The 26,521-nt window shown below is 71.7% G+C and carries 29 protein-coding genes; 17 read left to right on the top strand and 12 right to left on the bottom strand.

The features are described 5' to 3' along the window. Window positions 1-25: 25 nt before the first annotated feature. Window positions 26-1,723 carry a fumarate hydratase gene (locus ACM26Y_RS07510; protein ID WP_054372367.1) on the bottom strand — a complete coding sequence of 566 codons (1,698 nt, stop codon included), beginning with the start codon at window positions 1,721-1,723 and terminating at the stop codon, window positions 26-28. A gap of 273 nt (window positions 1,724-1,996) precedes the next feature. Here ACM26Y_RS07510 and ACM26Y_RS07515 point away from each other — a divergent pair, with 273 nt between their 5' ends. Further along, window positions 1,997-2,752: a lysostaphin resistance A-like protein gene (locus ACM26Y_RS07515; RefSeq protein WP_416063070.1), complete on the top strand. Its 756-nt coding sequence runs from the start codon at window positions 1,997-1,999 to the stop codon at window positions 2,750-2,752. A gap of 48 nt (window positions 2,753-2,800) precedes the next feature. Next, a complete protein-coding gene (locus ACM26Y_RS07520) occupies window positions 2,801-3,325 on the top strand; it encodes a 2'-5' RNA ligase family protein (RefSeq protein ID WP_003936042.1) in 525 nt (174 codons plus the stop codon). 10 nt (window positions 3,326-3,335) lie between these two features. Here the strand turns inward: ACM26Y_RS07520 and ACM26Y_RS07525 are convergent, their stop codons facing one another. Together ACM26Y_RS07525 and ACM26Y_RS07530 are read right to left on the bottom strand one after the other, a co-directional pair. Further along, complete coding sequence (locus tag ACM26Y_RS07525; RefSeq protein WP_003936043.1) at window positions 3,336-3,551, bottom strand: hypothetical protein; 216 nt, start codon at window positions 3,549-3,551, stop codon at window positions 3,336-3,338. A gap of 89 nt (window positions 3,552-3,640) precedes the next feature. Then, entirely contained in the window at window positions 3,641-4,432 is a 792-nt protein-coding gene (locus ACM26Y_RS07530) for a helix-turn-helix domain-containing protein (RefSeq protein WP_040782020.1), read from the bottom strand. Between the two features lie 127 nt (window positions 4,433-4,559). Between ACM26Y_RS07530 and ACM26Y_RS07535 the strand changes: the two genes are divergently transcribed. Then, window positions 4,560-4,895, top strand: coding sequence for a DUF1330 domain-containing protein (locus tag ACM26Y_RS07535; RefSeq protein WP_371384310.1), 336 nt, complete (start codon window positions 4,560-4,562; stop codon window positions 4,893-4,895). 19 nt (window positions 4,896-4,914) lie between these two features. Here ACM26Y_RS07535 and ACM26Y_RS07540 read toward each other — a convergent pair whose 3' ends face one another. Then, complete coding sequence (locus ACM26Y_RS07540) at window positions 4,915-5,481, bottom strand: mismatch-specific DNA-glycosylase (RefSeq protein ID WP_416063071.1); 567 nt, start codon at window positions 5,479-5,481, stop codon at window positions 4,915-4,917. Between the two features lie 158 nt (window positions 5,482-5,639). Here ACM26Y_RS07540 and ACM26Y_RS07545 point away from each other — a divergent pair, with 158 nt between their 5' ends. Together ACM26Y_RS07545 and ACM26Y_RS07550 are read left to right on the top strand one after the other, a co-directional pair. Beyond that, a complete protein-coding gene (locus ACM26Y_RS07545; protein WP_003936046.1) occupies window positions 5,640-6,584 on the top strand; it encodes a winged helix-turn-helix domain-containing protein in 945 nt (314 codons plus the stop codon). 116 nt (window positions 6,585-6,700) lie between these two features. Beyond that, window positions 6,701-7,423, top strand: a complete 723-nt coding sequence (locus ACM26Y_RS07550) for a DUF1906 domain-containing protein (RefSeq protein WP_003936047.1) — start codon at window positions 6,701-6,703, stop codon at window positions 7,421-7,423. On the opposite strand, the gene ACM26Y_RS07555 is transcribed toward ACM26Y_RS07550, so the two are convergent. The 3 genes from ACM26Y_RS07555 to ACM26Y_RS07565 all read right to left on the bottom strand — a co-directional run bounded on the left by ACM26Y_RS07555 (window position 7,410) and on the right by ACM26Y_RS07565 (window position 10,223). Next, window positions 7,410-8,837 carry an MFS transporter gene (locus tag ACM26Y_RS07555; protein WP_054372363.1) on the bottom strand — a complete coding sequence of 476 codons (1,428 nt, stop codon included), beginning with the start codon at window positions 8,835-8,837 and terminating at the stop codon, window positions 7,410-7,412. The genes ACM26Y_RS07550 and ACM26Y_RS07555 overlap by 14 nt on opposite strands. Window positions 8,838-8,953: 116 nt before the next feature. Continuing rightward, window positions 8,954-9,301 (bottom strand): hypothetical protein, encoded by a 348-nt coding sequence (locus ACM26Y_RS07560; RefSeq protein WP_003936049.1) that lies wholly within the window; start codon window positions 9,299-9,301, stop codon window positions 8,954-8,956. A 94-nt stretch (window positions 9,302-9,395) separates the two neighbouring features. Next, on the bottom strand, window positions 9,396-10,223 hold the full coding sequence (locus tag ACM26Y_RS07565) for a hypothetical protein (protein WP_416063072.1): 828 nt from the start codon (window positions 10,221-10,223) through the stop codon (window positions 9,396-9,398). 357 nt (window positions 10,224-10,580) lie between these two features. Here ACM26Y_RS07565 and ACM26Y_RS07570 point away from each other — a divergent pair, with 357 nt between their 5' ends. Further along, on the top strand, window positions 10,581-11,843 hold the full coding sequence (locus ACM26Y_RS07570) for a mannosyltransferase (protein ID WP_416063073.1): 1,263 nt from the start codon (window positions 10,581-10,583) through the stop codon (window positions 11,841-11,843). Here ACM26Y_RS07570 and ACM26Y_RS07575 read toward each other — a convergent pair. Then, entirely contained in the window at window positions 11,788-12,075 is a 288-nt protein-coding gene (locus ACM26Y_RS07575) for a 4a-hydroxytetrahydrobiopterin dehydratase (protein WP_416063074.1), read from the bottom strand. The genes ACM26Y_RS07570 and ACM26Y_RS07575 overlap by 56 nt on opposite strands. Window positions 12,076-12,100: 25 nt before the next feature. On the opposite strand from ACM26Y_RS07575, the gene ACM26Y_RS07580 reads away from it, so the two are divergent. Continuing rightward, window positions 12,101-12,505 carry a (deoxy)nucleoside triphosphate pyrophosphohydrolase gene (locus ACM26Y_RS07580; protein ID WP_017680216.1) on the top strand — a complete coding sequence of 135 codons (405 nt, stop codon included), beginning with the start codon at window positions 12,101-12,103 and terminating at the stop codon, window positions 12,503-12,505. Window positions 12,506-12,520: 15 nt separating this feature from the next. Here ACM26Y_RS07580 and ACM26Y_RS07585 read toward each other — a convergent pair whose 3' ends face one another. Then, window positions 12,521-12,697 (bottom strand): hypothetical protein, encoded by a 177-nt coding sequence (locus ACM26Y_RS07585; RefSeq protein WP_003936054.1) that lies wholly within the window; start codon window positions 12,695-12,697, stop codon window positions 12,521-12,523. A gap of 357 nt (window positions 12,698-13,054) precedes the next feature. Between ACM26Y_RS07585 and typA the strand changes: the two genes are divergently transcribed. The 5 genes from typA to ACM26Y_RS07610 all read left to right on the top strand — a co-directional run bounded on the left by typA (window position 13,055) and on the right by ACM26Y_RS07610 (window position 18,465). Then, on the top strand, window positions 13,055-14,941 hold the full coding sequence (typA, locus tag ACM26Y_RS07590; RefSeq protein WP_416063075.1) for a translational GTPase TypA: 1,887 nt from the start codon (window positions 13,055-13,057) through the stop codon (window positions 14,939-14,941). A gap of 84 nt (window positions 14,942-15,025) precedes the next feature. After that, window positions 15,026-16,882, top strand: a complete 1,857-nt coding sequence (locus ACM26Y_RS07595) for an ABC transporter substrate-binding protein (protein WP_416063076.1) — start codon at window positions 15,026-15,028, stop codon at window positions 16,880-16,882. Beyond that, window positions 16,879-17,766, top strand: a complete 888-nt coding sequence (gene mshB / locus ACM26Y_RS07600) for an N-acetyl-1-D-myo-inositol-2-amino-2-deoxy-alpha-D-glucopyranoside deacetylase (protein WP_416063077.1) — start codon at window positions 16,879-16,881, stop codon at window positions 17,764-17,766. The genes ACM26Y_RS07595 and mshB overlap by 4 nt, the downstream gene beginning before the upstream one ends. Before the next feature lie 50 nt (window positions 17,767-17,816). Next, on the top strand, window positions 17,817-17,975 hold the full coding sequence (locus ACM26Y_RS07605) for a hypothetical protein (protein ID WP_003936058.1): 159 nt from the start codon (window positions 17,817-17,819) through the stop codon (window positions 17,973-17,975). A 52-nt stretch (window positions 17,976-18,027) separates the two neighbouring features. Further along, window positions 18,028-18,465: a hypothetical protein gene (locus ACM26Y_RS07610; protein ID WP_003936059.1), complete on the top strand. Its 438-nt coding sequence runs from the start codon at window positions 18,028-18,030 to the stop codon at window positions 18,463-18,465. Here ACM26Y_RS07610 and ACM26Y_RS07615 read toward each other — a convergent pair. Genes ACM26Y_RS07615 through ACM26Y_RS07625 form a run of 3 tightly spaced genes read right to left on the bottom strand, consistent with a single transcriptional unit; the run spans window position 18,428 to window position 21,254 of the window. After that, window positions 18,428-19,165 (bottom strand): uracil-DNA glycosylase, encoded by a 738-nt coding sequence (locus ACM26Y_RS07615; protein ID WP_040782023.1) that lies wholly within the window; start codon window positions 19,163-19,165, stop codon window positions 18,428-18,430. The genes ACM26Y_RS07610 and ACM26Y_RS07615 overlap by 38 nt on opposite strands. Next, window positions 19,162-20,715, bottom strand: coding sequence for a PH domain-containing protein (locus tag ACM26Y_RS07620; protein ID WP_416063078.1), 1,554 nt, complete (start codon window positions 20,713-20,715; stop codon window positions 19,162-19,164). Before ACM26Y_RS07620 ends, ACM26Y_RS07615 begins: the two co-directional genes overlap by 4 nt. Further along, on the bottom strand, window positions 20,712-21,254 hold the full coding sequence (locus tag ACM26Y_RS07625) for a PH domain-containing protein (protein WP_416063079.1): 543 nt from the start codon (window positions 21,252-21,254) through the stop codon (window positions 20,712-20,714). Before ACM26Y_RS07625 ends, ACM26Y_RS07620 begins: the two co-directional genes overlap by 4 nt. Window positions 21,255-21,364: 110 nt before the next feature. Between ACM26Y_RS07625 and ACM26Y_RS07630 the strand changes: the two genes are divergently transcribed. From ACM26Y_RS07630 to dapC, 5 genes are all read left to right on the top strand, one after another. Then, window positions 21,365-21,553: a hypothetical protein gene (locus ACM26Y_RS07630; RefSeq protein ID WP_003936063.1), complete on the top strand. Its 189-nt coding sequence runs from the start codon at window positions 21,365-21,367 to the stop codon at window positions 21,551-21,553. 60 nt (window positions 21,554-21,613) lie between these two features. After that, window positions 21,614-24,241: a bifunctional FO biosynthesis protein CofGH gene (locus ACM26Y_RS07635; protein ID WP_416063080.1), complete on the top strand. Its 2,628-nt coding sequence runs from the start codon at window positions 21,614-21,616 to the stop codon at window positions 24,239-24,241. Continuing rightward, window positions 24,238-24,939 (top strand): hypothetical protein, encoded by a 702-nt coding sequence (locus tag ACM26Y_RS07640; protein ID WP_289379539.1) that lies wholly within the window; start codon window positions 24,238-24,240, stop codon window positions 24,937-24,939. Before ACM26Y_RS07635 ends, ACM26Y_RS07640 begins: the two co-directional genes overlap by 4 nt. A 129-nt stretch (window positions 24,940-25,068) precedes the next feature. Further along, a complete protein-coding gene (gene fdxA, locus ACM26Y_RS07645; RefSeq protein ID WP_003936066.1) occupies window positions 25,069-25,392 on the top strand; it encodes a ferredoxin in 324 nt (107 codons plus the stop codon). Continuing rightward, window positions 25,392-26,513 (top strand): succinyldiaminopimelate transaminase, encoded by a 1,122-nt coding sequence (gene dapC / locus ACM26Y_RS07650; RefSeq protein WP_416063081.1) that lies wholly within the window; start codon window positions 25,392-25,394, stop codon window positions 26,511-26,513. The genes fdxA and dapC overlap by 1 nt, the downstream gene beginning before the upstream one ends. The last annotated feature ends 8 nt before the right edge of the window (window positions 26,514-26,521 follow it).

Raw genomic sequence — 26,521 nt, forward strand, 5'->3', positions numbered from 1 at the left:
AAGGACGCACCGGCGGCGCAGCCGCCTACAGCCCGGGGCGCTTGCCGATCGTCAGCGTGACCTCGCCGGTGCCGGCGAAGAAGTCGTTGCCCTTGTCGTCGACGACGATGAACGCCGGGAAGTCCTCGACCTCGATCTTCCACACTGCTTCCATACCCAGTTCCGGGTACTCGAGAACCTCGACCTTCTTGATGCAGTCCAGGGCGAGGCGCGCGGCCGGCCCGCCGATGGAGCCGAGATAGAAGCCACCGTGGTTCTTGCAGGCGTCGGTGACCTGCTGCGAGCGGTTGCCCTTGGCGAGCATGACCATCGAACCGCCCGCGGCCTGGAACTGCTCGACGTAGGAGTCCATCCGGCCCGCGGTGGTCGGACCGAACGAACCGGAGGCCATGCCGTCCGGCGTCTTGGCCGGGCCGGCGTAGTACACCGGGTGGTCCTTCAGGTACTGGGGCATGCCCTCGCCCGCATCGAGACGTTCCTTGATCTTCGCGTGCGCGATGTCGCGGGCGACGACGAGCGGGCCCGTGAGCGACAGCCGGGTCTTGACGGGATGCTTGGACAGTTCGGCGAGGATCTCCGGCATCGGCCGCGTCAGGTCGATCTTCACGGCGGCACCCTTGCCGGTACCCGACACGCCCTCCGTCTCGGCGTCGAGCTGCGCGTCGGTGATCTCGGGCAGGAAGCGGCCCGGATCGAATTCGAGCTGCTCGAGGAACACCCCCTCCGGGGTGATCTTGGCCTTCGCCTGCCGGTCGGCCGAGCAGGACACCGCGAGCGCCACCGGCAGCGACGCGCCGTGGCGCGGCAGCCGGATCACGCGCACGTCGTGGCAGAAGTACTTGCCTCCGAACTGCGCACCGATGCCGATCTTCTGCGTCAGCTCGAAGACCTTCTTCTCGAGTTCGAGGTCGCGGAAGCCGCGGCCGGTGATCGCACCCTCGGTGGGCAGCTCGTCGAGGTAGTGGGCCGAGGCGTACTTCGCGGTCTTGAGGGCGAACTCGGCGGAGGTGCCGCCCACCACGATGGCGAGGTGGTACGGCGGGCACGCGGCCGTGCCGAGCGAGCGGATCTTGGCCTCGAGGAACTGCATCATCGAGTCCGGGTTCAGGATCGCCTTCGTCTCCTGGTACAGGTACGACTTGTTGGCCGAACCGCCACCCTTGGCCATGAACAGGAACTTGTAGGCGTTCTCGTGGCCGGCCGCCGTGTCGGCGTAGAGCTCGATCTGCGCCGGCAGGTTCGAGCCGGTGTTCTTCTCCTCCCACATGGTGAGGGGAGCGTTCTGCGAGTACCGCAGGTTGAGCCGGGTGTAGGCGTCGTACACGCCGCGGGCGATCGCTTCCTCGTCGTCGCCGGGGGTGAGGACGTGCTGGCCGCGCTTGCCCATGACGATCGCGGTGCCGGTGTCCTGGCACATCGGGAGCACTCCGGCAGCGGCGATGTGGGCGTTCTTCAGGAGATCCAGCGCGACGAACTTGTCGTTGTCCGATGCTTCCGGGTCGTCGAGGATGCTCGCGAGCTGCTTCAGGTGATCCGCCCGCAGATAGTGCTGGACGTCGTGCAGCGCGGTCTCGGTGAGCAGGCGCAGCGCCTCGGGCTCGACCTGCAGGAAGGTGCGGCCGCCCGGACCTTCGACGGTCGACACCCCCTCGGTGGTCAGCAGCCGGTACTCGGTGGGGTCTTCCCCGATCGGCAGCAGGTCCTCGTAGAGGAAGTCGGCCATTTCTTCTCCTGAACTGTCCTGGACAGCGGGGCTGATGTTCGGGACAAGGTTAGTCCCGGCAACGGGACGCTCCGACGCCGGGGCGTGTGACGCAGGCCGCCCCCGTACCCATCGTGACCTGCGTCACTGCGAAATTCGGCCGTCGGTGTGGCGCCGGTCACGGTCGCCGCGGCGGGCAATCCGTACACTGGTATGGATGGTTCGTACGGCACAGGAACGGGTACTCGGGCGAAACCGCTACCGATCGATCCGACAGCGGGGGTTCGAGAACACATGAGTACCGAGACCGTGCCGACGACTTCACGTGCCCACCGCGGAGCGCTCCGCGGTTTCCATGCCTGGGTCGACGTCGCCGTCGTGGTGGTCGTCCTCGTCGCCACCAACCTGATCGCGCACTTCACCACCGTGTGGGCCAGCATCGCGACGGTGCCCGCTGCGGCGCTGGTGCTCGTCGCGCTGATGCGCCGTCGGGGCATGCGCTGGTCCGAACTCGGACTCTCGCCGCGCCACTGGCGCGCCGGCTCCCTCTACGCCCTGGCCGCCGTCGGCGTCGTGCTGGCCGTGATCGCCGTCGGAGTGGCGTTGCCGCTCACTCGGCAGTTCTTCCTGTCCGACCGCTACGCCACGATCTCCGGCGCGCTGCTCGCCTCGATGATCGTGATTCCACTGCAGACGGTCATCCCCGAGGAACTCGCGTTCCGCGGCGTGCTGCACGGCACGCTCGAACGCGTCTCCGGTGCGCGCGGAGTGTTCGCCGCCGGGTCACTGCTGTTCGGCCTGTGGCACATCGCCTCGTCCCTCGGGCTCACGAACGGCAATCGCGGCCTGAGCGGCATCCTCGGCGGCGGCCTGTGGGGGCAGGTACTGGGCATCGCCGGAGCGGTCCTGGCCACCGCCGCTGCCGGGTTCGTCTTCACCTGGCTGCGCCGCCGCAGCGGGAGCCTGATCGCCCCGATCGCCCTGCACTGGTCCCTCAACGGTGCCGGGGCGCTGGCCGCAGCCCTGGTCTGGCACGCCACCCTGAACTGACCGCCCGAACGGGCCGCCGGTCCACCGGCGCCGCGGTACCGTGCGCTGATGGCACTCGCGGTCTGCCTGGTCTTCGACGCCGCCGCTCGGCGCGCCCTGCAGCAACTGTGGGCCCGGCTCGAAGACCTCGGGGTGCCGACGCTGCTCACCCATACCCACGGCCGGCACGTGCCGCACCTGTCGTATGCGGTGTTGCGCAGCTACGACGTCGAGGACGTGACGGCTGCGCTCGCGACGCTCCCCGACGGTGGACCGCTGACCCTCCACTCCGACGCGCTGGGAGCCTTCCGGCGCGGACGGGTCTGGCTCTCGCCGGCGCCCACCGCCGATCTCCTGCGCCGTCAGCAGCGCGTGGTCGACACCGTCACCGCCGTCGGCGCGGACCTGCACAAGCACTACCGGCCGGGCGTATGGACCCCGCATCTGACCCTCAGCCCACGAGCCCGGCTGGAGGATCTGCCGCGGGTGGCCGCGGTCGTGTACGACGTGCTGCCCCTCGAGACGGTCGTCTCCGGCGCGGCGCTGATCGACACCACGACGGGGGAGCGGCGGCCGCTGCGCCGCGTCCCGTGACCGGCGGTGCTCACTCCTCGGGGTTCTCCACCCACTTGCCGTACGGCGGGGGGCCCTCGCTCATGATCTGCACCCCGAAGTGCGGGGCGTGCTTCCACACGTAGCCGTGCAGGGTGTGTTCCTCCGACGTCTGCGTGTTGACGAGGACGAGGTCTCCCGTCGCTCGCTCCTCGAGGGAGAACCCGCTGTCCGGGCCCTCGAGTACCCACCACTTCGTCTTGCTCATGATCGATGCCTCCGGTGTGGGACGGGACAGGTCTCGGGCCGGACGTTACTCCCGACAGTGCCCGCGCGGCACCGGTTCGCCGATCCGGATCACCGGCCTCCCAGCACCCGTCGGGTGGCCTCGTCGGCGGGGTAGAACGCCTCGATCGCCAGTTCCGCGACGGTGACGTCCAACGGCGTGCCGAACAGCGTCGTCGTGCTCAGCAGGGACAGCTCGCCGTCGTCGGTGCGCAGCCGCAACGGCACCACCAGGGCGTGGGCGGTGGCCGGATCGAGCTCGGCGTCGTGCCCGTCGTCGCTGGGGTAGGCGGCCAGTTCGGCGTGCAGCCGGCGCAGCACCGGGTCGCCCGTCGCGGCGAGCTGATGTCGCAGCCGGGTCAGCAGGTGCGCCCGCCACTGGCCGTGATTGACGATGCGCGGCGCCATCCCGTCCGGGTGCAGCGTCACCCGCAGCACGTTCACCGGGGGTTCGAGCAGCCGTGGGTCGCATCCGCCCAGCAGGCCCATGACGGCGTCGTTGGCGTCGACCATCGTCCAGTGCCGGTCCACCACCAGCGCCGGATAGGGGCGGTGCGACGACAGGATCCGCTCGATAGCGTCGGCCACCGCGGCCATCGGCACGTCCCCGAGACGGTGCTCCGGGTACGCGGGCGCCAGACCCGCCGCGAGCAGCAGCGAGTTGCGCTCCCGCAGCGGGATGTCGAGCTGATCGGCCAGGCGCAGCAGCATGACACGCGTCGGCCGGGACCGGCCCGTCTCGAGGAAACTCACGTGCCGGGCCGAGACCTGCGCCCGGTTGGCGAGGGCGAGCTGGCTCAGGCCGCGACGCTCACGCCAGTGCCGCAGCAGTGCTCCGACGGGTTCCTCGTGCACGGTGGTCATGAAGGTCACGGTAGGTGTGGAAGGGAACGACGGCCATTACCTGCCGGGTAATCGATTCGCCCACCACGGCCAGGCAGTCTCGTCGGTGTACGGCACACCGCCGCCACCGACCGACCCGGAGGACCCCATGACTGCCTACGCGATCGCCCATCTGCGCTCCGTCGACTTCGGCCCCGAGATCGTCCGCTACATCGAGGAGATCGACGACACCTTCACGCCGTACGGGGGCAGGTTCCTCGTCCACGGCGTCGAACCCGAGGTCCACGAGGGACCCTGGCCCGGCCACGTCGTGGTCGTCGAGTTCCCCGACCTCGAGCAGGCCCGCGCCTGGTACCGGTCGCCGGCCTACCAGGCGATCCTGCCGCTGCGCACCGAGCACTCCGACAGTTCGGCGATCCTCGTCGAGGGTGTCCCGCCGGGCTACCGGGCGCGCGACTACCTCACCAAGATGGGGCACAGCTGAGTGGTCCGGACCGACCGGCTCAGCGCAGGATCCCGGCCGCGCGGGCCGGCGCCGCATACGCCTCGGCGAGGGTGTCGACCGTCTCGTGGGCGTTGAGGCCGCTCGGATTCGGCACCACCCATACCGGCACGCCACCGATCGTCGCCTCCTGCAACCCCGCGGCCGCCTTGCGGTGCCCGAACGCCGACCGGTATGCCGTGATGCCGGCGACGGCCACCACCCGCGGCCGGTGCTGCGCCACCACCCCGGCCAGTCGCACGGCCCCGGTTCGCAGCTCGTCTGCCGTGAGTTCGTCCGCGCGGGCGGTGGCGCGGGGGGCGAGATTGGTGATCCCGACGCCGCGCTCGATCAGGTGCGCCTTGTCGTCCTCGTTCATCCCGGAGCTGGGGTCGACGGGCCGGAGCAGGATGCCGGCCCGCAGCAGGGCCGGGTAGAAGCGGTTGCCGGGCCGGGCGAAGTGCGCACCCGTCGCCGCTGTCCACAAACCCGGATTGATGCCTACGAACAGCAGCCGGCAACCCGGCCCGATCAGGTCGGGCACCACCGCGTCACGGAAGCGTTCGAGTTCGGCGTGCGTGAATCCCATCCGTCCCACGGTAGCGAGCGGCGTCGTCCCGGTCCGGCCTCGCCCGGAGACGAGGAGTGCGGCCGCCCTCGTCCGCGCCCTCATCGGCTAGGGTGAAACGCGCGTCGTGGCGGGACCGGACAGCCGCGGCGAGCAGGGCCGAAACGATAGGGGAAGGTGTGCAGCGCCGGAACGTGATCGGTAACCCCGTCGAAGACCCGTCCGGCCGCGAGGTGGCGCTACCGCCGTACACGGATCTGCTGTGGCCCACCCTGCAGGCGCTGATCGGGCTCGGCGGCTCGGCTTCGATCGAGGAACTCGAGAAGGCGGTCGTCGCGCGCGAGCGTCTGTCCGAGGCCGCGCGGTCCGTACTGCACGGTGACGGCCCGGTCACCGAGATCGAGTACCGGATCGGCTGGGCGCGTACCTATCTCAAGGGCATGGGTCTGCTGGCCAACACCCGGCGCGGCGTGTGGAGCGTCACGGACCGCGGTCGTGCGGTGCAGGAATCGGAGATCAAGCCGCTCCAGGTGGCCTACACCGCGGAGAAACGACGCAAACGACTCGTGCGCAACGCGTCGTCGCGGGCGCAGGTGGTGCCTCTCGCGGCGGCCCCCGAGGATCCCGAGCTGTGGCGCGAACCGGTGCTCGCCGCCGTCGCCGAGCTCCCCGACGAGGGGTTCGAACGGCTCGCCGTCGCGGTGCTCCGCGCCGCCGGATTCACCACCGTCTCCGTCCCGCCGCACGGTGGCCATCTCGACACCGGCTCCGACAACGACGTCGACGTGGAGGGCACCGGCGTGCTGCGGGTGTCGCTGCTCGGCTTCTCGGTGTTCTTCCGCTTCCTGCGCGGGCCCGAGCGGGCGGGCGCGGACGTGGTGCGCGAGTTCCGCGCCGCGATGGCCGGTCGCGGCGAGAAGGGCCTGCTCGTCACCACCGGCACGTTCGGCGACGACGCCCGCGCCGAGGCGCACCGGCTCGGCGCGCCCCCCATCGAACTCGTCGACGGCGACGGGCTGTGCGATCTGCTCAAGGAGCACGGTCTCGGGGTCCACACCACGGTGCGCACCGTCGAGGACGTGGCTCTGGTTCCGGCCTTCTTCGCCGAGCTCGGCGGCCGGTAGTCCCGCCTGTCGTCGGGCCACGAATCCCGATGTGCCCCCGCGGGACCCGGGAGTGTGATCCAATACCGGAGGCTCGACACCCTGTCTTCCGTGCACGCTCGTCCAAGCGAGGTTCGATGGCCGTTTCACGTCGGGAACTGTTGCGATACGCGGCCGTCGGCTCGTGCGCGGCCTGGATCTCGGCCGTCGCCGCCCCCGGGGTGGCGCACGGCCGGGAGGTGCTCGGCACGATCGTCGACTACTCGGCGGCCGTGCCGTCGCCGTCGTCGATTCGGGCCGCCGGGCACGTCGGGGCCATCCGGTACGTCTCGGACCGCCGGCCGGGCGCCGAATGGATGCTGGCCAAGCCGCTGACCGAGTCGGAGGCCGCCGCCCTCGTCGCCGGCGACCTCGAGGTCGTCTCGTGCTACCAGTTCGGCAAGGCCGACACGGCGGACTGGCTCGGTGGATACGACGCCGGGGTCCGGCACGCGACGCGTGGCCTTGAGTTGCACCGCGCGGCCGGGGGACCGGCGGACCGGCCGATCTACGCCTCGATCGACGACAACCCGTCCGAGCAGCAGTTCGCCGACCTGATCGCGCCGTACCTGCAGGGCTGGCACGACGTGCTCGGCGCCGGGAACACCGGCGTGTACGCCAACGCACCGACCATCTCCTGGGCGCGCGATGCCGGCCTGGGGTCGTTCTACTGGCAGCACGACTGGGGCACGGCCGAGGGTTACGTGCATCCCGCGGCCGATCTGCACCAGGTGGGCGGCGGCACGATCGACGGCATCGGCATCGACGTCAACAACGTGTTCAGCACCGACTACGGGCAGTGGTCGCTCACCGCCGGGTGAGGCCGCCGGGTCGTGACCGCGGTACGGCCATCGTGAGGGCCAGACCGACGACGGCGGCCAGGGCCGCCACCAGGAACGTGGCGCGGAAGGCGTCGAGGGCGGGGACCGTCGCGGTGCCGACGGTCAGGGTGTCCGCCGCGAGCAGGACGCTCACGACCGCCGCGGACGAGGAGGTCCCCACCGAGCGCATCAGCGCGTTGAGACTGTTTGCGGCCGCGGTCTCCGACAGCGGCACGGCGGTCATGATCAGCGCCGGCATCGCGGCGTAGGACAGGCCGATACCGGCGCCGATGATCATGGCGGCGACCACGATGTGCCAGATCGCCGAGCAGGCGACGTAGGCCAGGAGGTAGCCGAGGCAGACGACGACTGCGCCCGCGGCGAGGGTCGTGCGGGGCCCGTACCGGGTCGTGATCCGCGCCGAGACCGGCGACAGCGCCATCATGACAAGACCGCTCGGCGCGAGCGCCAGGCCCGTTGCGACCATGGACAACCCGAACCCGTAGCCCGTGACGACGGGTGCCATCAACAACTGCGGGAAGGCGAGGCTGTTGCTGTAGAGCGCGAAACCGACCGCGACCGAGGCCAGGTTGGTGAACAGCACCGGACGTCGCCCCGACACGCGCAGATCGACCAGCGGCCCGGGCCGCCGCAGTTCGTACCGGCCCCAGACGACGGCGGTGGCGGCGGCACCCGCGAACATCGCGAGCGTCCCGGGCGCCGTCCAGCCCCAGGTGCTGCCCTTGGTCACGGGGAGGAGGAACAGCGTCAGCGCCACCGACAGACCGACCGCGCCGAGCAGGTCGAAACGACCGCGAGCCGACCGGGGAGATTCGGGAACCACCCACAGCACCAGGGCGGCGGCGAGGACTCCGACCAGTCCGCAGAACCAGAACAGGGTGTGCCAGTGGGCGACCTGCGCGACGGCCGCGGCGACGGGGAACCCGACGGCCCCGCCGACTCCCATCGTCGCGCTGATGGTCGCCATCGCCCCCGGCAGTCTGCGCGGGTGCAGTTCGTCGCGGAGGATCGCGATGCCCAGCGGAATGGCTCCGGTCGCCGCGCCCTGCAGTGCACGACCGGTGATCATCGGCCACAGGGTGGTGGACAGCGCGCAGACCGCGGAGCCGGCGACGAGCGTGCCGAGACAGACGAGCAGCATCCGGCGTTTGCCGAACATGTCGCCGAGCCGGCCGCTGACCGGGGTGATCACCGCGGAGGCCAGCAGGGTGGCGGTGACGGCCCACGAGGCGCTCTCCACCGAAGTTCCGAGCAGATACGGCAGTTGGGGCAGCAGCGGGACGACGAGGGTGTGCATCAGGGCGACGACGATGCCGCAGAGGGAGAGCACAGCAACGAGGCCACGGGGTGCCGGACGTTCGCCGACCGGCGGGATCCGGGTCTCGACCGCCATGCGCCTCCTCGAAGCCGGGCCGCGACGGGGAATCGACGACCGGACGTACGACATCTACCAGGTGCGGCGGCGCCGGGGGGAGCACGAGCCCGTTCAACGGGACACCGCCTGCCCGTTCAACTCTGGCAGTGCGCGGCGGGGTCGGGTTCGGCGGCGGTGACGACGAGCGTGGGGTGCGGGTCGTCGGGGGCGTCGTGGACGCCGCGCCACGACAGCAGCGACCAGCGGGACAGTCCCGACAGTGCCGAGCCGAGGCTGGCGAACGACAGCGACGACAGGGCCGAACCGAACGATCCCACCGAACCGACCGACAGCACCGACCCGACACTGCCGACGGACAGGATCGAGTACGCCGAGCCGATGGACAGGATCGAGCCCTCGGAACGGACGGAGAGGATCGACCGGTGGGAGCGACGGGAGCGCAGGGACCGGGAAACGGTGTGCCCGAGAGGTGTTTCGGCCATGTCCCGGTCTACCACGCAGCGGCCGGTGCGGGAAGCGTGCGGACGACGGAGGCCGCCGGGACGATCCCGGCGGCCTCGGCGGACGTGCGGACGATCAGGCGACCGTGACGAGCCCGATCGTCGGCAGGAAGGTGCACGAGCGCGGGGCCGCGCCCTCGGCCTGCGTGGTGATGCCTCCGGAGATCACCGCGGCCACGTTGCCGGAGCCGGTGTCCGCGATCGCGCTGAGCGTCGTCGGCCCGTCGGGGTTGATCCGGGCCTCGTCGGTCAGCGTCGCGGTGCCGCTGCGGCCGTTGGAGACGTTGATCCAGCTCACCGTCAACGGCTGGGCCTGCTGATCGGCGAACTTGGCGGTGCCCAGCGCGGTGAACACGAACCCGGCCTGGCCGGCCTTCGGGCCCGGCGGCGGGAGCGGGGCGGGACCGGCGACGGCGAGCGCGGTGCCGATGGAGTCGCCGCCGTCACGGATGCAGTCCTTGCCGATGCTCGGGTACAGGAACTGCGAGATCGCCACGGCGTTCGGGTCGGGGAGGTCGGGTCCGCCACCGCCGCTGCCGTCGAGGAAGGTGATCACTCGCTGGAGCAGGGCCTTGACGGAGTCGGGCAGCTGCGAGTTCGCGAGCAGTTCCTTCGCCTGGTCGAGCAGCTGGTTCCGGCCGTCGGCGACGTCCGTCGGCCCGGCTGCCGCGCCGACGATGGCGGGGGCGAGGGAGGCGAGGGCCTCGACCTCTTCGGGTGCGGCCGCCTGGGTGGTCAGCATGCCCATGAGGGACTCGATCGTCAGGTCCGCCGGCAGCGGGTAGCCCGCGAGCTCGACCGGCAGCTGAAGCGTGTCGGGGAGGCCCGGAACGACGGGTTGCGCGACCGCCTGCGAGGGCACGGTGAGCGCCGCGGCGGCGGCGAGAGCGCAGGCGGTGATCATCCTGCGCGTTGCTCGGGTTCGAAGCACTTTTCCCCATCCTTGTCGTTGAAGCGGCTCCGGAGCGCGGGGCTCCGATGCCGCTGACGGCTCGGGGAGACACTTTATGTAGGCCCCCCGATCAGTACAAGCCGTGGCCGGTCTCACAGCCGCCGCCTGTATTCGCGGGAGTCTAGCCATAACGTGTTCCGATCGATGGTGTCTGCTCGAGACTACGTGTGACGCATGTGGTTTTTGTGAGAGTAGATGAAACTGTTACTGATGTGAGTATCGTGTTCGGCTCGCCGTCGTGGAACGGATAGTCTGCATCAGTCCCCGGTCCTTCCCCGGGGTGACGTGACGACGGGAGGCCGCGCCGCAGTGTCCGATCCGGTTCGCCCGCATCGACTGTGGTGGTGCGCGGCCCTGCTGGCCGTCTCCGTCGGGGTGCGCCTGGCGTGGAACTTCCTCACCCCCAACGGCATGAATCTCGTGGATCTGCACGTGTACGTCGACGGGTCCGCGGCGCTGCTGCGCGGGGAGCTCTACGACTTCACCTACACCCGGGACACGCCCGAGTTCTCCCTGCCCTTCACCTACCCGCCGTTCGCGGCCCTGGTCTTCTTCCCCCTGCACTACCTCCCGTTCCCCGTGGTCGGCGTGGTGTGGCAGCTGCTGACCGTCGCCGCCCTGTTCGGCATCCTGCGCATCTGTCTCGAGCTGCTGTTCGGTCCTGCGGCCCACAGCGCCCACTGGACGGCGGTCGCGCTCGGGTGGACGGCGGTCGGCATCTGGACCGAGCCCATCCGCACGACCCTCGACTACGGGCAGGTCAACGTGTTCCTGGCCTTCGGTGTGATGGTCGCGGTCCGCAGCAACCGCTGGTGGCTCTCGGGTGGCCTGGTCGGGGTGCTCGCCGGCATCAAGCTGACCCCGGCGGTCGCCGGTCTGTACTTCGTGGCCCGACGGCGGTGGTCGGCGGCATTCTTCTCCGCGGCGGTCTTCGTCGTTACCGTCGCCGTCAGCTGGCTGGTGCTCGGCGAGCAGGCACGGACCTACTTCACGACGTTGTTCGGCGACGCCGAGCGGATCGGACCGGTGGGGTCGGTCTGGAACCAGTCGCTGCGCGGCGCGCTGAGCCGCATCGTGGGGCACGATGTCGGCACCGGGCCGCTGTGGCTGGCGGCCGTCGTGGTCTCGGCGGCGCTGGCCTTCGCGGCTTGGCGTGCCCTCGGTCCGGGCGATCGCCTCGGCACCATCGTCGTCGTCGAACTCTTCGGGCTGCTGGTCTCGCCGATCTCCTGGATGCACCACTGGGTGTGGGTCCTGCCGATGCTGGTGTGGCTGGTCTACGGTCCGCTCGCGGACCGGCGCGGCGCGCGCGTGCTGGCCGGATTCTGGGCGGTGCTCACCGTCGTCGGCGTGCCGTGGCTGCTGGGGCTGGCGCAGGATTCGATGTGGGACATCTCGCGGCCCGCGGTGCTCGCCTGGGCCGGGGGGTGCAACGTGCTCGGAGTGCTCGCGGTGTACGTGTGGACGATCCTCGCCCGGCGCAGCGCTGCGCGGCACCCCGCTCCGGCCGTGTCCGTCAGCCGTGGACCAGCGAGTCGATCGTCCGGGCCAGTTCCACGTCCGACGCGGTGATCCCGCCGGCGGAATGGGTGGACAGCGAATAGGTCACCTTCCGCCAGCGGATGTCGATGTCGGGATGGTGGTTCGCCGCCTCGGCGGCCTCGGCCACCCGGTCCACCAGCGCGACGGCCTCGGGGAACGAGGGGGACTCGACGGTGCGCACGATCGCGTTCCCGTCCCGCTGCCACGCGGGGAGGTCGACGAGGGCGGCCTCGATGTCGGCGTCGGAGAGCAACTCGGCCATGTCTCATTCTGGGACGATGCCGCACATGAGTGCAACGACGGGCCGGGCGGACGAGGTGGTGGCCGGGGCGATCTTCCGCGACGGCCGGCTGTTGCTGGCGCAGCGGGTCGGCCCCCCGGAGCTGGCGGGGTTGTGGGAGCTGCCCGGCGGCAAGGCGGAGCCGGGGGAGTCCGCCGAGGCGGCACTGCGCCGTGAGCTGCGGGAGGAGCTGGGGGTGGAGGTCGCCGGGGCGCAGCGGGTCGGGGCCGGAGTGCCGCTGGGCGGGGGCCGGGTGCTGCGCGCCTACCGCGTGGAGCTGGTCTCGGGGGAACCGCGGCCGCTCGAGCACGCGGCTCTGCGTTGGGTGGACGCCGACGAGCTGGAACGGATCGATCTGGTGCCCAACGACCGGGTGTGGCTACCGGAGCTGCGCGCCCGACTCCGGGACTGACGGCGGTGCGGCCGGTCAGGCGGCGCGGGCCTTCTTCAGGCGCTTCGCGAGCTCCTTCTTGCCCAGTCCCTCGTGCTCGAGTCTCTTCATCCGCATGACCACCACCGGGCAGCGCACACAGCGGGTCTTCTTGCGGCAGCACTTCTTCTTGGGCTCGAGCTGCGCGACCTTGCTCGCCTTCACCTTGCCCATCCGGGTCGCCGGCCTTTCGTCGGTGGGGTTCCGGACCAAAGGTTAGCATGCCCTTACCTGGATGGCCGGGCCGCCGAATACAGGGTGCGCCGACGAATGCAGGGTGCGCCGGCCGGCGCGGGGCGACGTGGCGAACGTCACGCTCTGCGTCGCGAGCTGGTGAATCCGGCGTCGGCGCGCGCGGAGCACCGGGACCGGCCTGTACTGTATTGGAGGCCGCAGTGCCTGTGCGGGCCGTTCACGGCCGCGAACAGGTGACTCGCATTCGCGACGCGGCCACCGCAAGAACGCCGTACGGGCGAGGTGCCGTCTGGGTCCAGTGCCGTGTGGCCGGACAACAGCCAGGAGAGCCATCGCGTGAGCACCGCCAGTTTCCGCAACGTCGCCATCGTCGCGCACGTCGACCACGGAAAGACCACCCTCGTCGACGCCATGCTGCGCCAATCGGGTGCCTTCGCCGAGCGCGCGGAACTCGTCGACCGGGTCATGGACTCCGGTGACCTCGAGCGCGAGAAGGGCATCACGATCCTCGCGAAGAACACCGCTGTGCACCGGCACAACCCCGACGGCACCGTCACCGTCATCAACGTGATCGACACCCCCGGTCACGCCGACTTCGGTGGCGAGGTCGAGCGCGGGCTGTCCATGGTCGACGGCGTGGTCCTGCTCGTCGATGCGTCCGAGGGCCCGCTGCCGCAGACCCGTTTCGTGCTGCGCAAGGCGCTCTCCGCGTCGTTGCCGGTGCTGCTCGTGGTCAACAAGACCGACCGTCCCGACGCCCGCATCGCCGAGGTCGTCGAGGAGACCCACGACCTGCTGCTCGACCTCGCCTCCGACCTCGACGACGAGGCTTCCGAGGCCGCCGAGCAGCTGCTCGACCTGCCGGTCCTGTACGCCTCCGGCCGCGAGGGCAAGGCGTCGACCGAACAGCCCGAGAACGGACAGGCGCCGTCCGCCGAGAATCTCGACGCGCTGTTCGACGTGCTCATGAAGTACATCCCCGCCCCCAAGGGCGATCAGGCCGCATCGTTGCAGGCGCACGTCACCAACCTCGACGCCTCCGAGTTCCTCGGCCGCCTGGCGCTGCTGCGCATCCACAACGGCGAACTGCGCAAGGGCCAGACCGTCGCGTGGATGCACGCCGACGGCGTGAAGAACGTGAAGATCACCGAGCTGCTCCAGACCATCGGTGTCGAGCGCCGGCCCGGTGACGTCGCCGTCGCCGGCGACATCGTCGCCGTCGCCGGCATCCCGGACATCATGATCGGCGACACCCTCGCCGATGTGGACAACCCGGTCGCGCTGCCGCGCATCACGGTCGACGAGCCGGCCATCTCGGTGGTCATCGGCACCAACACGTCGCCGCTCGTCGGCCGCGTGCAGGGTCACAAGCTGACCGCGCGCATGGTCAAGTCCCGGCTGGACTCGGAGCTGGTCGGCAACGTGTCGTTGCGCGTGCTCGACATCGGCCGCCCCGACGCGTGGGAGGTGCAGGGCCGCGGCGAGCTGGCGCTGGCCATCCTCGTCGAGCAGATGCGCCGCGAGGGCTTCGAGCTCACCGTCGGCAAGCCGCAGGTGGTCACCCGGCAGGTCGACGGCAAGGTGCACGAGCCGTACGAGGAGCTCACCATCGACAGCCCCGAGGAACACCTCGGCGCGATCACCCAGCTGCTCGCGGCCCGCAAGGGCAAGATGGTGCAGATGTCCAACCACGCCGCCGGGTGGGTGCGCATGGAGTTCATCGTCCCGTCGCGCGGCCTCATCGGGTTCCGCACCGACTTCCTCACCGAGACCCGCGGCACGGGCATCGCCAACGCCGTCTTCCACGGCTACGCCCCGTGGGCCGGCGAGATCCGCGCACGGCATACCGGCTCGCTGGTCTCCGACCGCTCGGGCTCGGTCACGCCGTTCGCGATGATCCAGCTCGGCGACCGCGGCACCTTCTTCGTGGAGCCGGGCAGCGACACCTACGAGGGCCACGTCGTGGGCATCAACCCGCGCGCCGAAGACCTCGACATCAACGTCACCCGCGAGAAGAAGCTCACCAACATGCGCTCCTCCACGGCCGACGTGATGGAAACCCTCGCCAAGCCGATCACCCTGAGCCTCGAGGAGGCCATGGAGTTCTGCGCCTCCGACGAGTGCGTCGAGGTCACCCCGGAGATCCTCCGGGTCCGCAAGGTGCACCTCTCGGCCACCGACCGGGCCCGCGCCCGCTCGCGGGAGAAGGCTCGCAACAAGTAGTCGCGGCACTGGACGAGTAGTGCGGCAGGGGTGGTCCCGGTGCGGCCGGGACCACCGCCGCATCCCGGAGGGAAGGGAGGCCGGATGCGCAGGTTCGCCGGGATCACCGCCGTCGCCGCGGTGCTGGGGTTGTCGGCGTGCACCGCCGATCCGCCGCCGCCGATCGAGCAGACCGAACCCACCCGGACCCCCGCCCCGGTTCCCCAGCTGAACACCGTCGTGGTGGCGGTCGACGACGTGGGCGCCGGGTTCAATCCGCACCTGCTCGCCGACCAGTCGCCCGTCGGCAACACGGTTGCCGGGATGGTGCTGCCGAGCGCGTTCCGGCCCGTGCCCGATCCCGCGCGGCCCGGTGCCACCGTGTGGATGCTCGACGAGTCCGTCCTCGTCTCGGCCGACGTCACCTCGCAGGCGCCGTTCACCATCACCTATCAGGTCCGCGACGAAGCGCAGTGGTCCGACAGCGCACCCATCGCCGCCGAGGACTTCCGGTACCTGTGGCAGCAGATGATCACCGAGCCCGGCGTGGTCGATCCCGCGGGCTACCGCCTCATCGAGGACGTCGGATCCTCCGGCGGCGGCAAGACCGTCACCGTCACCCTGCGCGAGCCCTACCCGGCGTGGCGGGAACTGTTCACCCACCTCCTGCCGGCCCACCTGGTCAAGGACACGCCGGGTGGATTCGCCACGAGCCTCGCCGAATCGATCCCGGTGTCCGGTGGGCAGTTCCATGTCAGGTCCGTCGACCGCGGGCGGGGCGAGATCCTGCTCGAACGCAACGACCGGTTCTGGGGGACCCCGGCCCGGCCCGACCGGATCCTGTTGCGGCGCGGCGGAACCGACGCACAGCTCGCCGAGTCGATGCGCACCGGCGACGCCCAGGTCGCGCAGATGCACGGCGGCGGCTCCGCGCTGCTCGCCCAGCTCGGCGCGATCCCGCACGTGCGCACCGGCACTCAACTCCAGCCCCGCGTCCTGGAACTGACCCTCAACGGCCGCACGACCGAGTTCGCGGATCCGCGCGTGCGCCGCGCCGTCCTCGGACTTCTCGACCCGGACCTGCTGGCCACGGTCGCGGCCGGCACGGAATCGGCCGTGGTCGCGGCCCGTGCACAGGTGCTCGCCCCGTCCGACCCCGGATATGCGCCGAGCATGCCGCCGCGGCCGGGCCGCGAGGAGTCCCTCGCGCTCCTCGCCGCGGCCGGTTACGTACCGGCCGACCCGGCGACGGTCGAAGCGACCCGCACGCCGGTACCGGAAGCGGCGACGACCGGGCTGCTCGCCCACGGAGACGCGCCCCTGGCGCTCGTGCTGGGCGTGCCCGAGAACTCCCCGGTGGCCGACGCCGTCGCCCACACCGCCGCAGACCAGCTGCGCGGAGCCGGCGTCGCGGCCACCGTGACCACGCTGCCGCCCGACGAGCTCTACGGCGACGCACTCGTCCGGGGAACCGTGCACGCCGTGGTCGGCTGGACCCGCGCCGGCGGCGACCCCGCCACGGCCGCGATGTCCCGATTCGGTTGTCCACCGGCGATTCCCGGGCAGGAAAGCGCCCCGGCCGGGCCGGATCCGGCGCCCACTCCGGAGCCCGCCCCGGACGATGACACCGTTCCCGAGGGTGACACCGCTCCCGAGGGTGAGAGTCCCGACGACGAGATCGAAGCCGCCGAGGCGCAGCTCGCCGCACCGAGCAACGTGTCCGGGGTGTGCGACCCCGCCCTCGAATCCGAACTTGCCGGCGCCCTGCGCGGCGCCGGCGACGTGCCCGCCGTCCTGACCGGCGCCCAGCCGAAGCTGTGGGACCTCGCGGTCACCCTGCCGATCGTGCAGGACCGCACCGTGATCGCCGCGGGACCCGGCGTCGAGGGCGTGGCGCTGACCGGTGCGATCCCCGCCGGGCCCCTGTCCGACGCGCAGAACTGGTGGAGGACCACACCGTGACCGACCGAACCGACCCCGCGTCGAGGCGCCTGCTGCTGGTGCACGCCCACCCCGACGACGAATCCATCACCACGGGCGGGACGATCGCGCACTACGCCGCTCAGGGTGCCGAGGTCACCGTCGTGACGTGCACCCTCGGGGAGGAAGGCGAGGTCATCGGGGACGAGTGGGCCCAGCTCACCGCCGACCGCGCCGATCAGCTCGGCGGTTACCGCATCCACGAACTCGGCCGGGCGCTGGCCGCCCTCGGCGTGCCTGCGCCGCGCTTCCTCGGCGGTGCCGGGCACTGGCGCGATTCCGGAATGGCCGGGACCCCGTCGGCTGCGAACCCCCGGGCCTGGGTGAATGCCGACCGTGACGAGGCGGTGGCCGCACTGGTCGCGGTGATCCGCGAACTGCGCCCGCACGTGGTGGTCACCTACGACCCGGTGGGTGGCTACGGCCACCCCGACCACATCCGGGTGCATCACATCGTGACCGCGGCGGTCGAGGCCGCGGGGACCGACGCCTACCCGCACGCCGGCTCGCCGTGGGACCCGGCGAAGCTCTACTGGACCGTCACCGAGGCGAGCGCCCTGCGCCGCGGCGTCGAGAACATGACCGACCTGCCCGGCGGGTGGCGACGACCCGGCCCCGACGAGCTGCCGAGCGTGCCCGACGACCGGGTCACCACCGTGGTCGACGTCGCCGACGTGCTCGATGCCAAGCGAGCGGCGCTGGCGGCGCACGCGACCCAGGTGCTCGTGGCGCCCGGCGGCGCACAGTTCACCCTGTCCAACCTCGTCGCGCAGCCCGTGCTGGAGCAGGAGCACTACGTACTGGCCCGCGGCGACCGCGGCCCCGGCCCCGGGCGTGAGCGTGACCTCTTCGCCGGGCTGGGTTAGTGTGACCACGAGCACCGGAAAGGTGATCACGGTCACACGAGAGGGTTCCGATGTACAACTGGTCCGTCCAGAACCAGATCGTCGCATTCGTCGATTCGCTGCGTCCCTACGCGGACCAGATCAATGCCGCCTACTACCAGGCGCTCTACGGCTTCGCGGACCAGGCCAGCGACGTGCTCACGCTCATGGGCTACCCGCCCGTGCCGTGATCGGCCGGGACCCGGTGCCCACGGACCCGCGCCCGTGGCGCACTATCGAACCATGACGGTCGATCCCGCCACCACCGCCACGCAGGCCCCCGCGTCGCCGACGGCGAAGCCGCGCACGGGCATCGTCGCTCTGCTGACCTTCGACGGTTTCCTGTGCGCGCTGCTGTCCGTGTTCTTCCTCGGCCTGTACATCGGCACCGTGCCGTTCCCCGTCACGATAGTGCTGGCCGGCGTGGCGAACGTGCTGCTGGTGATGGCGATGCGCGCCGAAACCGGGTCCACCTCGCGCGCGGCCTGGCCGCTGCTCGCGTGGATCGTCGGGTTCGTCGTGTGCCTGGCGGGCGGCCCCGGCGGCGATCAGCTCCTCGTCGCCGACTGGCGGACCCTGCTGCTGCCGGTCGGCGCACTCGCCCCCGCCGGTTTGTACCTGTTCGTCGCTCGCATGGCCGCCCTCACGAGTGCAGTCCGGCAGCCCGCGCCGCGTCCGTGAGCACGGCGGTGAGCATGGCCGGGGTGAGCCGGCCGGTGAACGTGTTCTGCTGGCTCACGTGATAGCAGCCGAACACGTGTAACGGCCCGCGGTCCGCGGCGTCGCCGCGCGGCAGCAGTTCCACGCCCGCCCCGTGCCCGAATCGGGGGCGTGGACGCGGCACGACCCAGCCGGCGTCGTCGAGGACCGGGAACAGCGCCTGCCAGCCGAAGCCGCCGAGCACCACGATCGAGCGCAACGTCGGCGTCAGCAGCTGCAGCTCCGCGTCGAGCCAGGTGCGGCACGTGTCCCGCTCCTGCGGCGTCGGCCGGTTGGCGGGGGGCGCGCAGTGCACCGGCGACGTGACGCGGGTACCGAACAGCTCGAGGCCGTCGCCGCGGTGCGTCGCGGTGGGCTGCGACGCCAGGCCCGCCGCGTGCAGCGCGGCGTAGAGGAAGTCGCCCGAGCGGTCGCCGGTGAACATCCGCCCGGTCCGGTTGCCGCCGTGCGCGGCCGGGGCCAGGCCGACGATCAGCAGGGACGCGTCCGCCGGACCGAACCCGGGCACGGGACGCGCCCAGTACTCCTCGTCGCGGTAGGCGGCACGCTTGTCCCGGCCCACCTGCTCGCGCCACGCGACCAGGCGCGGGCAGGCCCGGCACTCGATCAGGCGGGCGTCGAGCGTGGCCAGGTCGCGTGGCCGGCCGATGTCCGGGTTCATCGGCGCACCCAGGCGTCGCCGGCGCCGGGTGTGACCGCCTCGACCAGCGCCCACGCCTGCTCGGCGGGTAGATCCACGACCTCGTAGCGGCCCGTGCCAGCCGGCGTCGCGGCGACGACGGTCGCCACTCCGGCGCGGCGCTGGAAGAACGACTGCCGCACCGTCCAGCCGATGATGCCGTCCGCCTCGAGCGAGACGCGGCGCCGATCCAGTGAGCCCCCGCGGGTGATCAACCACGCCGGCGCGTCCGTCGTTCCGGCACCGAGCACGGCGTGACCCAGGCTGCGGTAGCGATCCCACGCCAGTCCCACCGCCCCCGCCGCGACGACCGCGACCACCGGCCCCCACACCGCCACCGGCACCGTGCGGCCGGTGACCGCGACCGCCGTCGCAGCGGCCGCGACGGCCAGGGCCACGGGCAGCAGCGCCCGGGTGAATCGTCGTCGCCGCGCCGCCGGCCCGTGCGCGCGCAGCGGGGCGTCGAGCTGACGGGTGTCGCGCAGCACCGCCGCCGCGACCCGTCGCGCCTCGGCGGACGGCGCGGGCGGCAGCAGCAACGACGACTCGCCGTGCTCGGCGGCGACACCGGTCATCACCGCGTCGAGCCGGGCACCGCCGGCCAGGCGCAGCGCCAGCGGCTCGCGGAGGCTCACCCCGCGCAGACGGCGCCGATCCAGGGTGGTGTGGCGGTGCCGCAGCAGGCCGTGGCCGACGCGCAGCATCCGTCCGTCGTCGGTGACCGACAGGTCCGCGTACAGCAGCACGTAGCGCACGCACGCCGCCAGGCTCGCCACCACGACGAGGACGAGCAGACCGAGCGCGGCGGCGACGAACGGCCCGACGGACTCGACCGACGACAGCCCACGCTCGACGGTGGCGGACTCACCGAGCCGCTCGGCGAGTCCGTACTGGAAGGCCAGTCCCACCACCGCGGCGACGGTGACCAGCCCGGTGGTCGAGAACGGGGCGTAGCGCACCCAGCCCGGTCGGAACCGGGCGACCTCGGTCTCGGCGGGCACGACCGCCCCGGACTCCTCGGCCGACGTCCCCGGGTGCGTGCCGAGCAGGGCGTCGCGCAGCGCCGGCACGGCGCCGATCGCCAGGCCGTTCAGCTCGAACCGATTGCGGTCCCGGCCGGCGCCGGTGCGCTGCCCGGTCCCGAGCCGGACCACCGCCAGCCCGAGCAACCGGTGCAGCAGGCGCTGCTCGACGTCCACCGACCGGATGCGGCTGCGCGGCACCGACAGCAGCTGACGTTGCAGCAGGCCGCGGCGCAGTTCCACGTGCACCGGCCCGATCCGGTAGGTCGTGGTGAACCAGCGCAACACGCCGATCCCCACCAGCAGTCCGGCCACCGCCAGACCCCAGCCGTGATTGCCGCTGCTGCTGCCGAGCACCACGGACGCCACCAGCACGGGCAGCAGCCGCAGCACCTCCTCGACGGGGTGGATCAGCAGCATCCGCGGATCGAGCCGCAACCACGGCTGCTCGGCCTCGGCGGCGAGGGCGGCGGCGTCGGACCGCTCCGGCGGGACGGGGACGTCGCTCACGTGGCATCCGCCTGGGTGCTGCCGGCGATCGCGGTGAGCCGCGCGGCGGTGGCGTCGGCGACCCCGACGTCGAGGGCGGTGATCTCGACCGCCCCGGCGGACGAGGCGGTGGTGACGGTCACGTTGGCGAGACCGAGCCACCGGTCGATCGGCCCCCGCTCCGTGTCGACGGTCTGGATCCGGGAGATCGGCGCGATCCGGCGCTCCTGGGTGAACCATCCCGAGCGCGTGTACACCGCGGTGTCGGTGATCTCCCAGCGGTGCACCCGATACCGCCACAGCGGCATCACGCCGACGTGCGCGACGGCGAGGACCGCGGTGACCACGGCGGCGGCGACGTGCCAACCCGGATGCCGGCCGGAGTCGACGATCGCCCACACCACCTGGGCGGCGACGACCGGTAGCCACAGCAGTGCCGCGCCCACCGCCCACAGCAGCCGCGCTCTCGGGCTGGGGCGCCACGCGGGCTCGGCCATGGTCACCGGCGCCGGCGGGGCAGCCCAGCCGACGGCGGTGGGCGGGGGAGCGTCCCGGGTCACGTGGTTCTCCTCGTCGGTGGTGTCCTGTCGGTTCCAGGCTAAGCTGATCGGCGAGCAGACCCGGCACCGCTGCGACCGGGTTCGGAGTCGACACGAGGAGGAGGACCGCCGTGACCGAATCATCGGAGACCACCGAATTCACCGAAGCGCCCGAGGCGGATCGGATCGAACAGGAGATGCCGGCGGAGGACGAACCCGCCGACGACGAGGTGACCTCGGTGCCACTCGAGGTGGAGCCCGCGGATGCTCTGGAACAGAGCCGGGTCGTCCCGGGCGACGAGGATTATCCGCGCGAGTGAGTCCGCCGGGGACGTGGCCCCGAGGTGGCATGGGTCCGGCGGGTGGCGCATGATCGGCCAATGACCGATTCGACCCACGACGGTGCCACCCCCGCGACGTTGCCCCTGCCCACGGTCCGCGCCGGCGCGGGCGGGCCCGCCTCGTCCGCGACGGATCCGGCGAGAGTGTCGCCGTCGGGCATGCGACGGGCGTTGCGCCGGGCGCGGGACGGGGCGACGCTCAACGTCGACGAGGCCGCGATCCTGCTCGCGGCGCGGGGATCGGACCTCGAGGACCTGTGCGCCTCGGCCGCCCGGGTGCGCGATGCCGGTCTGCTCGCGGCGGGCCGGCCGGGCACGGTCACGTACTCCCGCAAGGTGTTCGTCCCGATCACCCGGCTGTGCCGGGACCGCTGCCACTACTGCACGTTCGTGACCGTGCCGGGCAAGCTGCGCGCCGCCGGGCACGGGATGTACCTCGAACCCGACGAGATCCTCGACATCGCCCGACGTGGATCCGAATTAGGTTGCAAGGAAGCGCTTTTCACGCTCGGTGACCGGCCGGAGGACCGCTGGCCCGAGGCGCGGCAGTGGCTCGACGAGCGGGGCTACGACTCGACCCTCGACTATGTGCGCGCGATGGCGATCCGGGTGCTCGAGGAGACCGGACTGCTGCCGCATCTGAACCCCGGCGTGATGAGCTGGGCCGAGATGTCCCGGCTCAAGCCGGTGGCCCCGTCGATGGGCATGATGCTCGAGACCACGTCGACCCGGTTGTTCACTGAGAAGGGGGAGTGCCACCACGGCAGCCCCGACAAGGATCCGGCGGTGCGCCTGCAGGTGCTCACCGACGCGGGCCGGCTGTCGGTGCCGTTCACCACGGGCATCCTCGTCGGTATCGGCGAGACGCTCACCGAGCGCGCCGAGTCGATCGCGGCGATCCGCAAGTCCCACAAGGCGTTCGGGCACATCCAGGAAGTGATCGTGCAGAACTTCCGGGCCAAGGACGACACCGCGATGCGCGAGCACGACGACGCCGGGCTCGACGAGTTCCGGGCCGCGATCGCCGTGGCCCGGCTCGTGCTCGGACCGTCCGTGCGCATCCAGGCGCCGCCGAACCTCGTCGCCGCCGGCGAGTGCCGCGCGCTGCTCGCCGCGGGCGTCGACGACTGGGGCGGGGTCTCACCCCTGACCCCGGACCACGTCAACCCGGAACGGCCGTGGCCGAACCTGGATCTGCTCGCGCAGCTCAGTGCCGACGCGGGGTTCACCCTCACCGAGCGGATCGCGGCCCAGCCGCAGTACGTCCTGGCGGGGCAGCCGTGGATCGACCCGCGGATCGGTGCCCACGTCCGAGCGCTGGCGGACCCGGAGACCGGTCTGGCCCGGGACGTGACCCCGCAGGGACACCCGTGGCAGGAGCCCGACCTCGACTGGGAGTCCAGCGGTCGCGTGGATCTGAACTCCGGGATCGACGTCACCGGTCGCAACACCGAGTACCGCTCCGACCTCGGCAGCGCGTTCGGCGACTGGGACACCGTGCGCGAGCAGGTCCTCGCGCTCGGGGCGCACGCCCCGGTGCGGTTGGACGGGGACGTGCTCTCCGCGCTGCGCGCCGCCGAGAAGGACCCGGCCGGATGTACCGACGCCCAGTACGTCGCCCTCGCGCACGCGGACGGGCCGGGTCTCGAGGCGGTCGTCGCCCTGGCCGACCAGCTGCGCCGCGACGCGGTCGGCGACGACGTCACCTACGTGATCAACCGGAACATCAACTTCACCAACATCTGCTACACCGGCTGCCGGTTCTGCGCGTTCGCGCAGCGCAAGGGCGACGCCGACGCGTTCACCCTGTCCACGTCCGAGGTCGCGGACCGCGCGTGGGAGGCGCATGTCGCCGGCGCCACCGAGGTGTGCATGCAGGGCGGAATCGACCCGGAACTGCCCGTCACCGGCTACGCCGACCTGGTCCGCGCGGTCAAGGAGCGGGTGCCGTCGATGCACGTGCACGCGTTCTCCCCGATGGAGATCGCCAACGGCGTCGCCCGCAGCGGCATGTCGGTGCGCGACTGGCTGACCGAGTTGCGGGAGGCCGGCCTCGACACGATCCCCGGCACCGCCGCGGAGATCCTCGACGACGAGGTCCGCTGGGTGCTCACCAAGGGCAAGCTGCCCACCGCGGAGTGGATCGAGGTGGTCACCACCGCGCACGAGGTGGGGCTGCGGTCCAGCTCGACGATGATGTACGGCCACGTCGACCAGCCGCACCACTGGGTGGGGCACCTGAACGTGCTGCGCGGGATCCAGGACCGCACCGGCGGTTTCACGGAGTTCGTGCTGCTGCCGTTCGTGCACCAGTCGTCGCCGCTGTACCTGGCCGGCGCGTCGCGGCCGGGGCCGACGATGCGCGACAACCGCGCCGCGCACGCGCTGGCCCGGATCATGCTGCACGGCCGGATCGACAACATCCAGACCAGCTGGGTCAAGCTCGGTGTCGCCGGTACGCAGGCGATGCTGCAGGGCGGTGCCAACGACCTCGGCGGCACCCTGATGGAGGAGACGATCTCCCGGATGGCCGGCTCCCAGCACGGTTCGGAGAAGACCGTGGCCGAGCTCGAGGCGATCGCCGAGGGGATCGGCCGGCCGGCCCGCCGACGGACCACCGCCTACGCGCCGGTCGACGGGGGCGCCCTGAGCGGGGTACGCCCGTGACCCCCAGGCTGGGCGACGGGGTCGTCGCGGCGGCTCTGGACGCGACCGCAGCCGGTTTCGGACCGCTGTTCGGCCTGGCGTATCTCGACCCGTTCGGGATCAAGGCCCGCACCTTCGGGCCGACGGTGCGGGAGCGGACGGCGGTCGAGCAGGTGCTGGATGCGGCCGCGGCCCTGCTCGACGCCGGTCGCGTGCCGGGCACGGCGGCGTGGGCGGACGCCTCGGAACAGGAGCGGGTGGACTGGTGGATCGGCGGGCTCGGGTCGGTCTCGACGCTGCCCGTCGCGTTCCCGGGGATGCTCGGTGTGCTGGGCCGGATGCTGCCGTTGCAGGACGCCCTCGGCTTCCTCAACCAGGCGGTCGTGCTGCTCGCCGTCGCCCGGGAACGGGGAATCGACGACCGCGACCGTCAGGTACGGATGCTCGCGGCCGTGCTGTGCCGCCGCGACCTGCGCGACGGCGGCGACGCGGGGACGGTGCTGTCGTGGGTGCGGCGTCCGGTGCGGTCGACGATCGACCTGGTCCGGGCGGTGAACGCGGAACTCGCCCGACGTCCGCAGCCGGCCGGTGCGTGGCGTGCGCTCGGGGTACTGCCGCTGGTCGGGGCGCTGGCCGGATACGTCGGTGAACGGGCGGCCCTGTCCCGGGCCGCGGCGGACGGACAGCAGTGGCTGGCCGCCCACCCGGTACCGGACTAGTCAGGGCACCCTAACTCGGAGGGCGGTGCCCGCGGCGGGGGATACTGGACGGCGACGGACGCGGAGCGCGCCCCGATTCGGCGTGACCGTGCAGGTGGGCGGGCTACCAGAGAGGCAGGGAGAACACCAGTGACGTACACGATTGCGGAACCGTGCGTGGACGTGTTGGACAAGGCGTGCATCGAAGAATGCCCGGTGGACTGCATCTACGAGGGCGGTCGCATGCTGTACATCCATCCGGACGAGTGCGTGGACTGCGGTGCCTGCGAGCCGGTGTGCCCCGTCGAGGCGATCTTCTACGAGGACGACGTGCCGGACGAGTGGAACGCGTACGTCAAGGCCAACGTCGACTTCTTCGACGATCTCGGGTCCCCGGGCGGTGCCGCCAAGCTCGGCAAGGTCGACTACGACCCGCCGTTCGTGAAGGCGCTGCCGCCCATGGGCGAGGAATAGTGATCGGCGGTACCGTGACGCGCACTCGTCGTTCGGTGGCCGCGAGCCTGCCGGACTTTCCGTGGGACTCGCTGACCGCCGCGAAGGAGAAGGCGGCCGCGCACCCGGACGGCATCGTCAACCTCTCGGTGGGTACGCCCGTCGATCCGGTCGCGCCGATCATCCGTGACGCGCTGCTCGCCGTCGCCGAGGTGCCCGGCTACCCGACCACGCACGGCACCGACGAGCTGCGGGCCGCCGCCGTCGGTGCGCTGGCCCGCCGCTACGGCGTCACCGGCATCGACGAGTCCGCGATCCTGCCGGCCGTCGGCACCAAGGAGATGATCGCCTGGCTGCCGAGCCTCCTCGGCCTCGGCGGCAGCGACCTCGTGGTGATCCCCGAGCTGGCGTACCCGACGTACGAGGTGGGCGCACTGCTCGCGGGCACCCGGATCATCCGTGCCGACGGGCTCAACCGGCTGGGACCCGAGGGCGCGGCGCTGGTGTTCGTGAACTCGCCGTCGAACCCCACGGGCAAGGTGCTCGGCCTCGAACACCTGCGCAAGGTGGTGGACTGGGCCCGCAGCCGCGACGCGATCGTCGTCTCCGACGAGTGCTACCTGGGCCTGACCTGGGAGGGTGAGGCGCTGTCCGTCCTGCACCCGAGCGTGTGCGACGGCGACCACACCAACCTGCTCGCCGTGCACTCGCTGTCGAAGACGTCCAACCTGGCCAGCTACCGGGCCGGCTTCGTCACCGGCGACGCCGGACTCGTCGCCGACCTGCTCGAGGTGCGCAAGCACGCGGGAATGATGGTGCCGCTGCCGATCCAGTCGGCGATGACCGCCGCCCTGAACGACGACGCGCACGAGAACGCGCAACGCGAGCTGTACCGCGCGCGCCGCGAGATCCTGCTCGCGGCCGTCCGCGGTGCCGGGTTCACCGTCGACCATTCCGAGGCCGGCCTCTACCTGTGGGCGGGCCGGGGCGAGGAGTGCCGCGCGACGGTCGACTGGTTCGCCGAACGCGGGATCCTCGTGGCACCCGGTGAGTTCTACGGTCCCGGGGGCGTCCAGCACGTGCGGATCGCGCTGACCGCCTCCGACGAGCGGATCACCGCCGCCGCACGACGACTGGCGTGAGCCGTGCT

It is taken from the genome of Rhodococcus indonesiensis (assembly GCF_047782815.1).
GTDB classification, from domain to species: domain Bacteria; phylum Actinomycetota; class Actinomycetes; order Mycobacteriales; family Mycobacteriaceae; genus Rhodococcus; species Rhodococcus indonesiensis.

Bases quoted from the DNA above. Each gene is read 5' to 3' on its own strand.
- ACM26Y_RS07515 (WP_416063070.1), top strand. From the start codon at position 1,997: ATGAGTACCGAGACCGTGCCGACGACTTCACGTGCCCACCGCGGAGCG.
- ACM26Y_RS07635 (WP_416063080.1), top strand. From the start codon at position 21,614: ATGACCGATTCGACCCACGACGGTGCCACCCCCGCGACGTTGCCCCTG.
- ACM26Y_RS07560 (WP_003936049.1), bottom strand. From the start codon at position 9,301: ATGGCCGAAACACCTCTCGGGCACACCGTTTCCCGGTCCCTGCGCTCC.
- ACM26Y_RS07580 (WP_017680216.1), top strand. From the start codon at position 12,101: ATGAGTGCAACGACGGGCCGGGCGGACGAGGTGGTGGCCGGGGCGATC.
- ACM26Y_RS07615 (WP_040782023.1), bottom strand. From the start codon at position 19,165: ATGAACCCGGACATCGGCCGGCCACGCGACCTGGCCACGCTCGACGCC.
- ACM26Y_RS07550 (WP_003936047.1), top strand. From the start codon at position 6,701: ATGGCCGTTTCACGTCGGGAACTGTTGCGATACGCGGCCGTCGGCTCG.
- ACM26Y_RS07510 (WP_054372367.1), bottom strand. From the start codon at position 1,723: ATGGCCGACTTCCTCTACGAGGACCTGCTGCCGATCGGGGAAGACCCC.
- ACM26Y_RS07605 (WP_003936058.1), top strand. From the start codon at position 17,817: ATGTACAACTGGTCCGTCCAGAACCAGATCGTCGCATTCGTCGATTCG.
- ACM26Y_RS07535 (WP_371384310.1), top strand. From the start codon at position 4,560: ATGACTGCCTACGCGATCGCCCATCTGCGCTCCGTCGACTTCGGCCCC.
- ACM26Y_RS07520 (WP_003936042.1), top strand. From the start codon at position 2,801: ATGGCACTCGCGGTCTGCCTGGTCTTCGACGCCGCCGCTCGGCGCGCC.
- ACM26Y_RS07585 (WP_003936054.1), bottom strand. From the start codon at position 12,697: ATGGGCAAGGTGAAGGCGAGCAAGGTCGCGCAGCTCGAGCCCAAGAAG.
- ACM26Y_RS07595 (WP_416063076.1), top strand. From the start codon at position 15,026: ATGCGCAGGTTCGCCGGGATCACCGCCGTCGCCGCGGTGCTGGGGTTG.
- ACM26Y_RS07530 (WP_040782020.1), bottom strand. From the start codon at position 4,432: ATGACCACCGTGCACGAGGAACCCGTCGGAGCACTGCTGCGGCACTGG.
- ACM26Y_RS07610 (WP_003936059.1), top strand. From the start codon at position 18,028: ATGACGGTCGATCCCGCCACCACCGCCACGCAGGCCCCCGCGTCGCCG.
- ACM26Y_RS07575 (WP_416063074.1), bottom strand. From the start codon at position 12,075: ATGGCCGAGTTGCTCTCCGACGCCGACATCGAGGCCGCCCTCGTCGAC.
- ACM26Y_RS07540 (WP_416063071.1), bottom strand. From the start codon at position 5,481: ATGGGATTCACGCACGCCGAACTCGAACGCTTCCGTGACGCGGTGGTG.
- ACM26Y_RS07555 (WP_054372363.1), bottom strand. From the start codon at position 8,837: ATGGCGGTCGAGACCCGGATCCCGCCGGTCGGCGAACGTCCGGCACCC.
- ACM26Y_RS07525 (WP_003936043.1), bottom strand. From the start codon at position 3,551: ATGAGCAAGACGAAGTGGTGGGTACTCGAGGGCCCGGACAGCGGGTTC.
- ACM26Y_RS07565 (WP_416063072.1), bottom strand. From the start codon at position 10,223: ATGATCACCGCCTGCGCTCTCGCCGCCGCCGCGGCGCTCACCGTGCCC.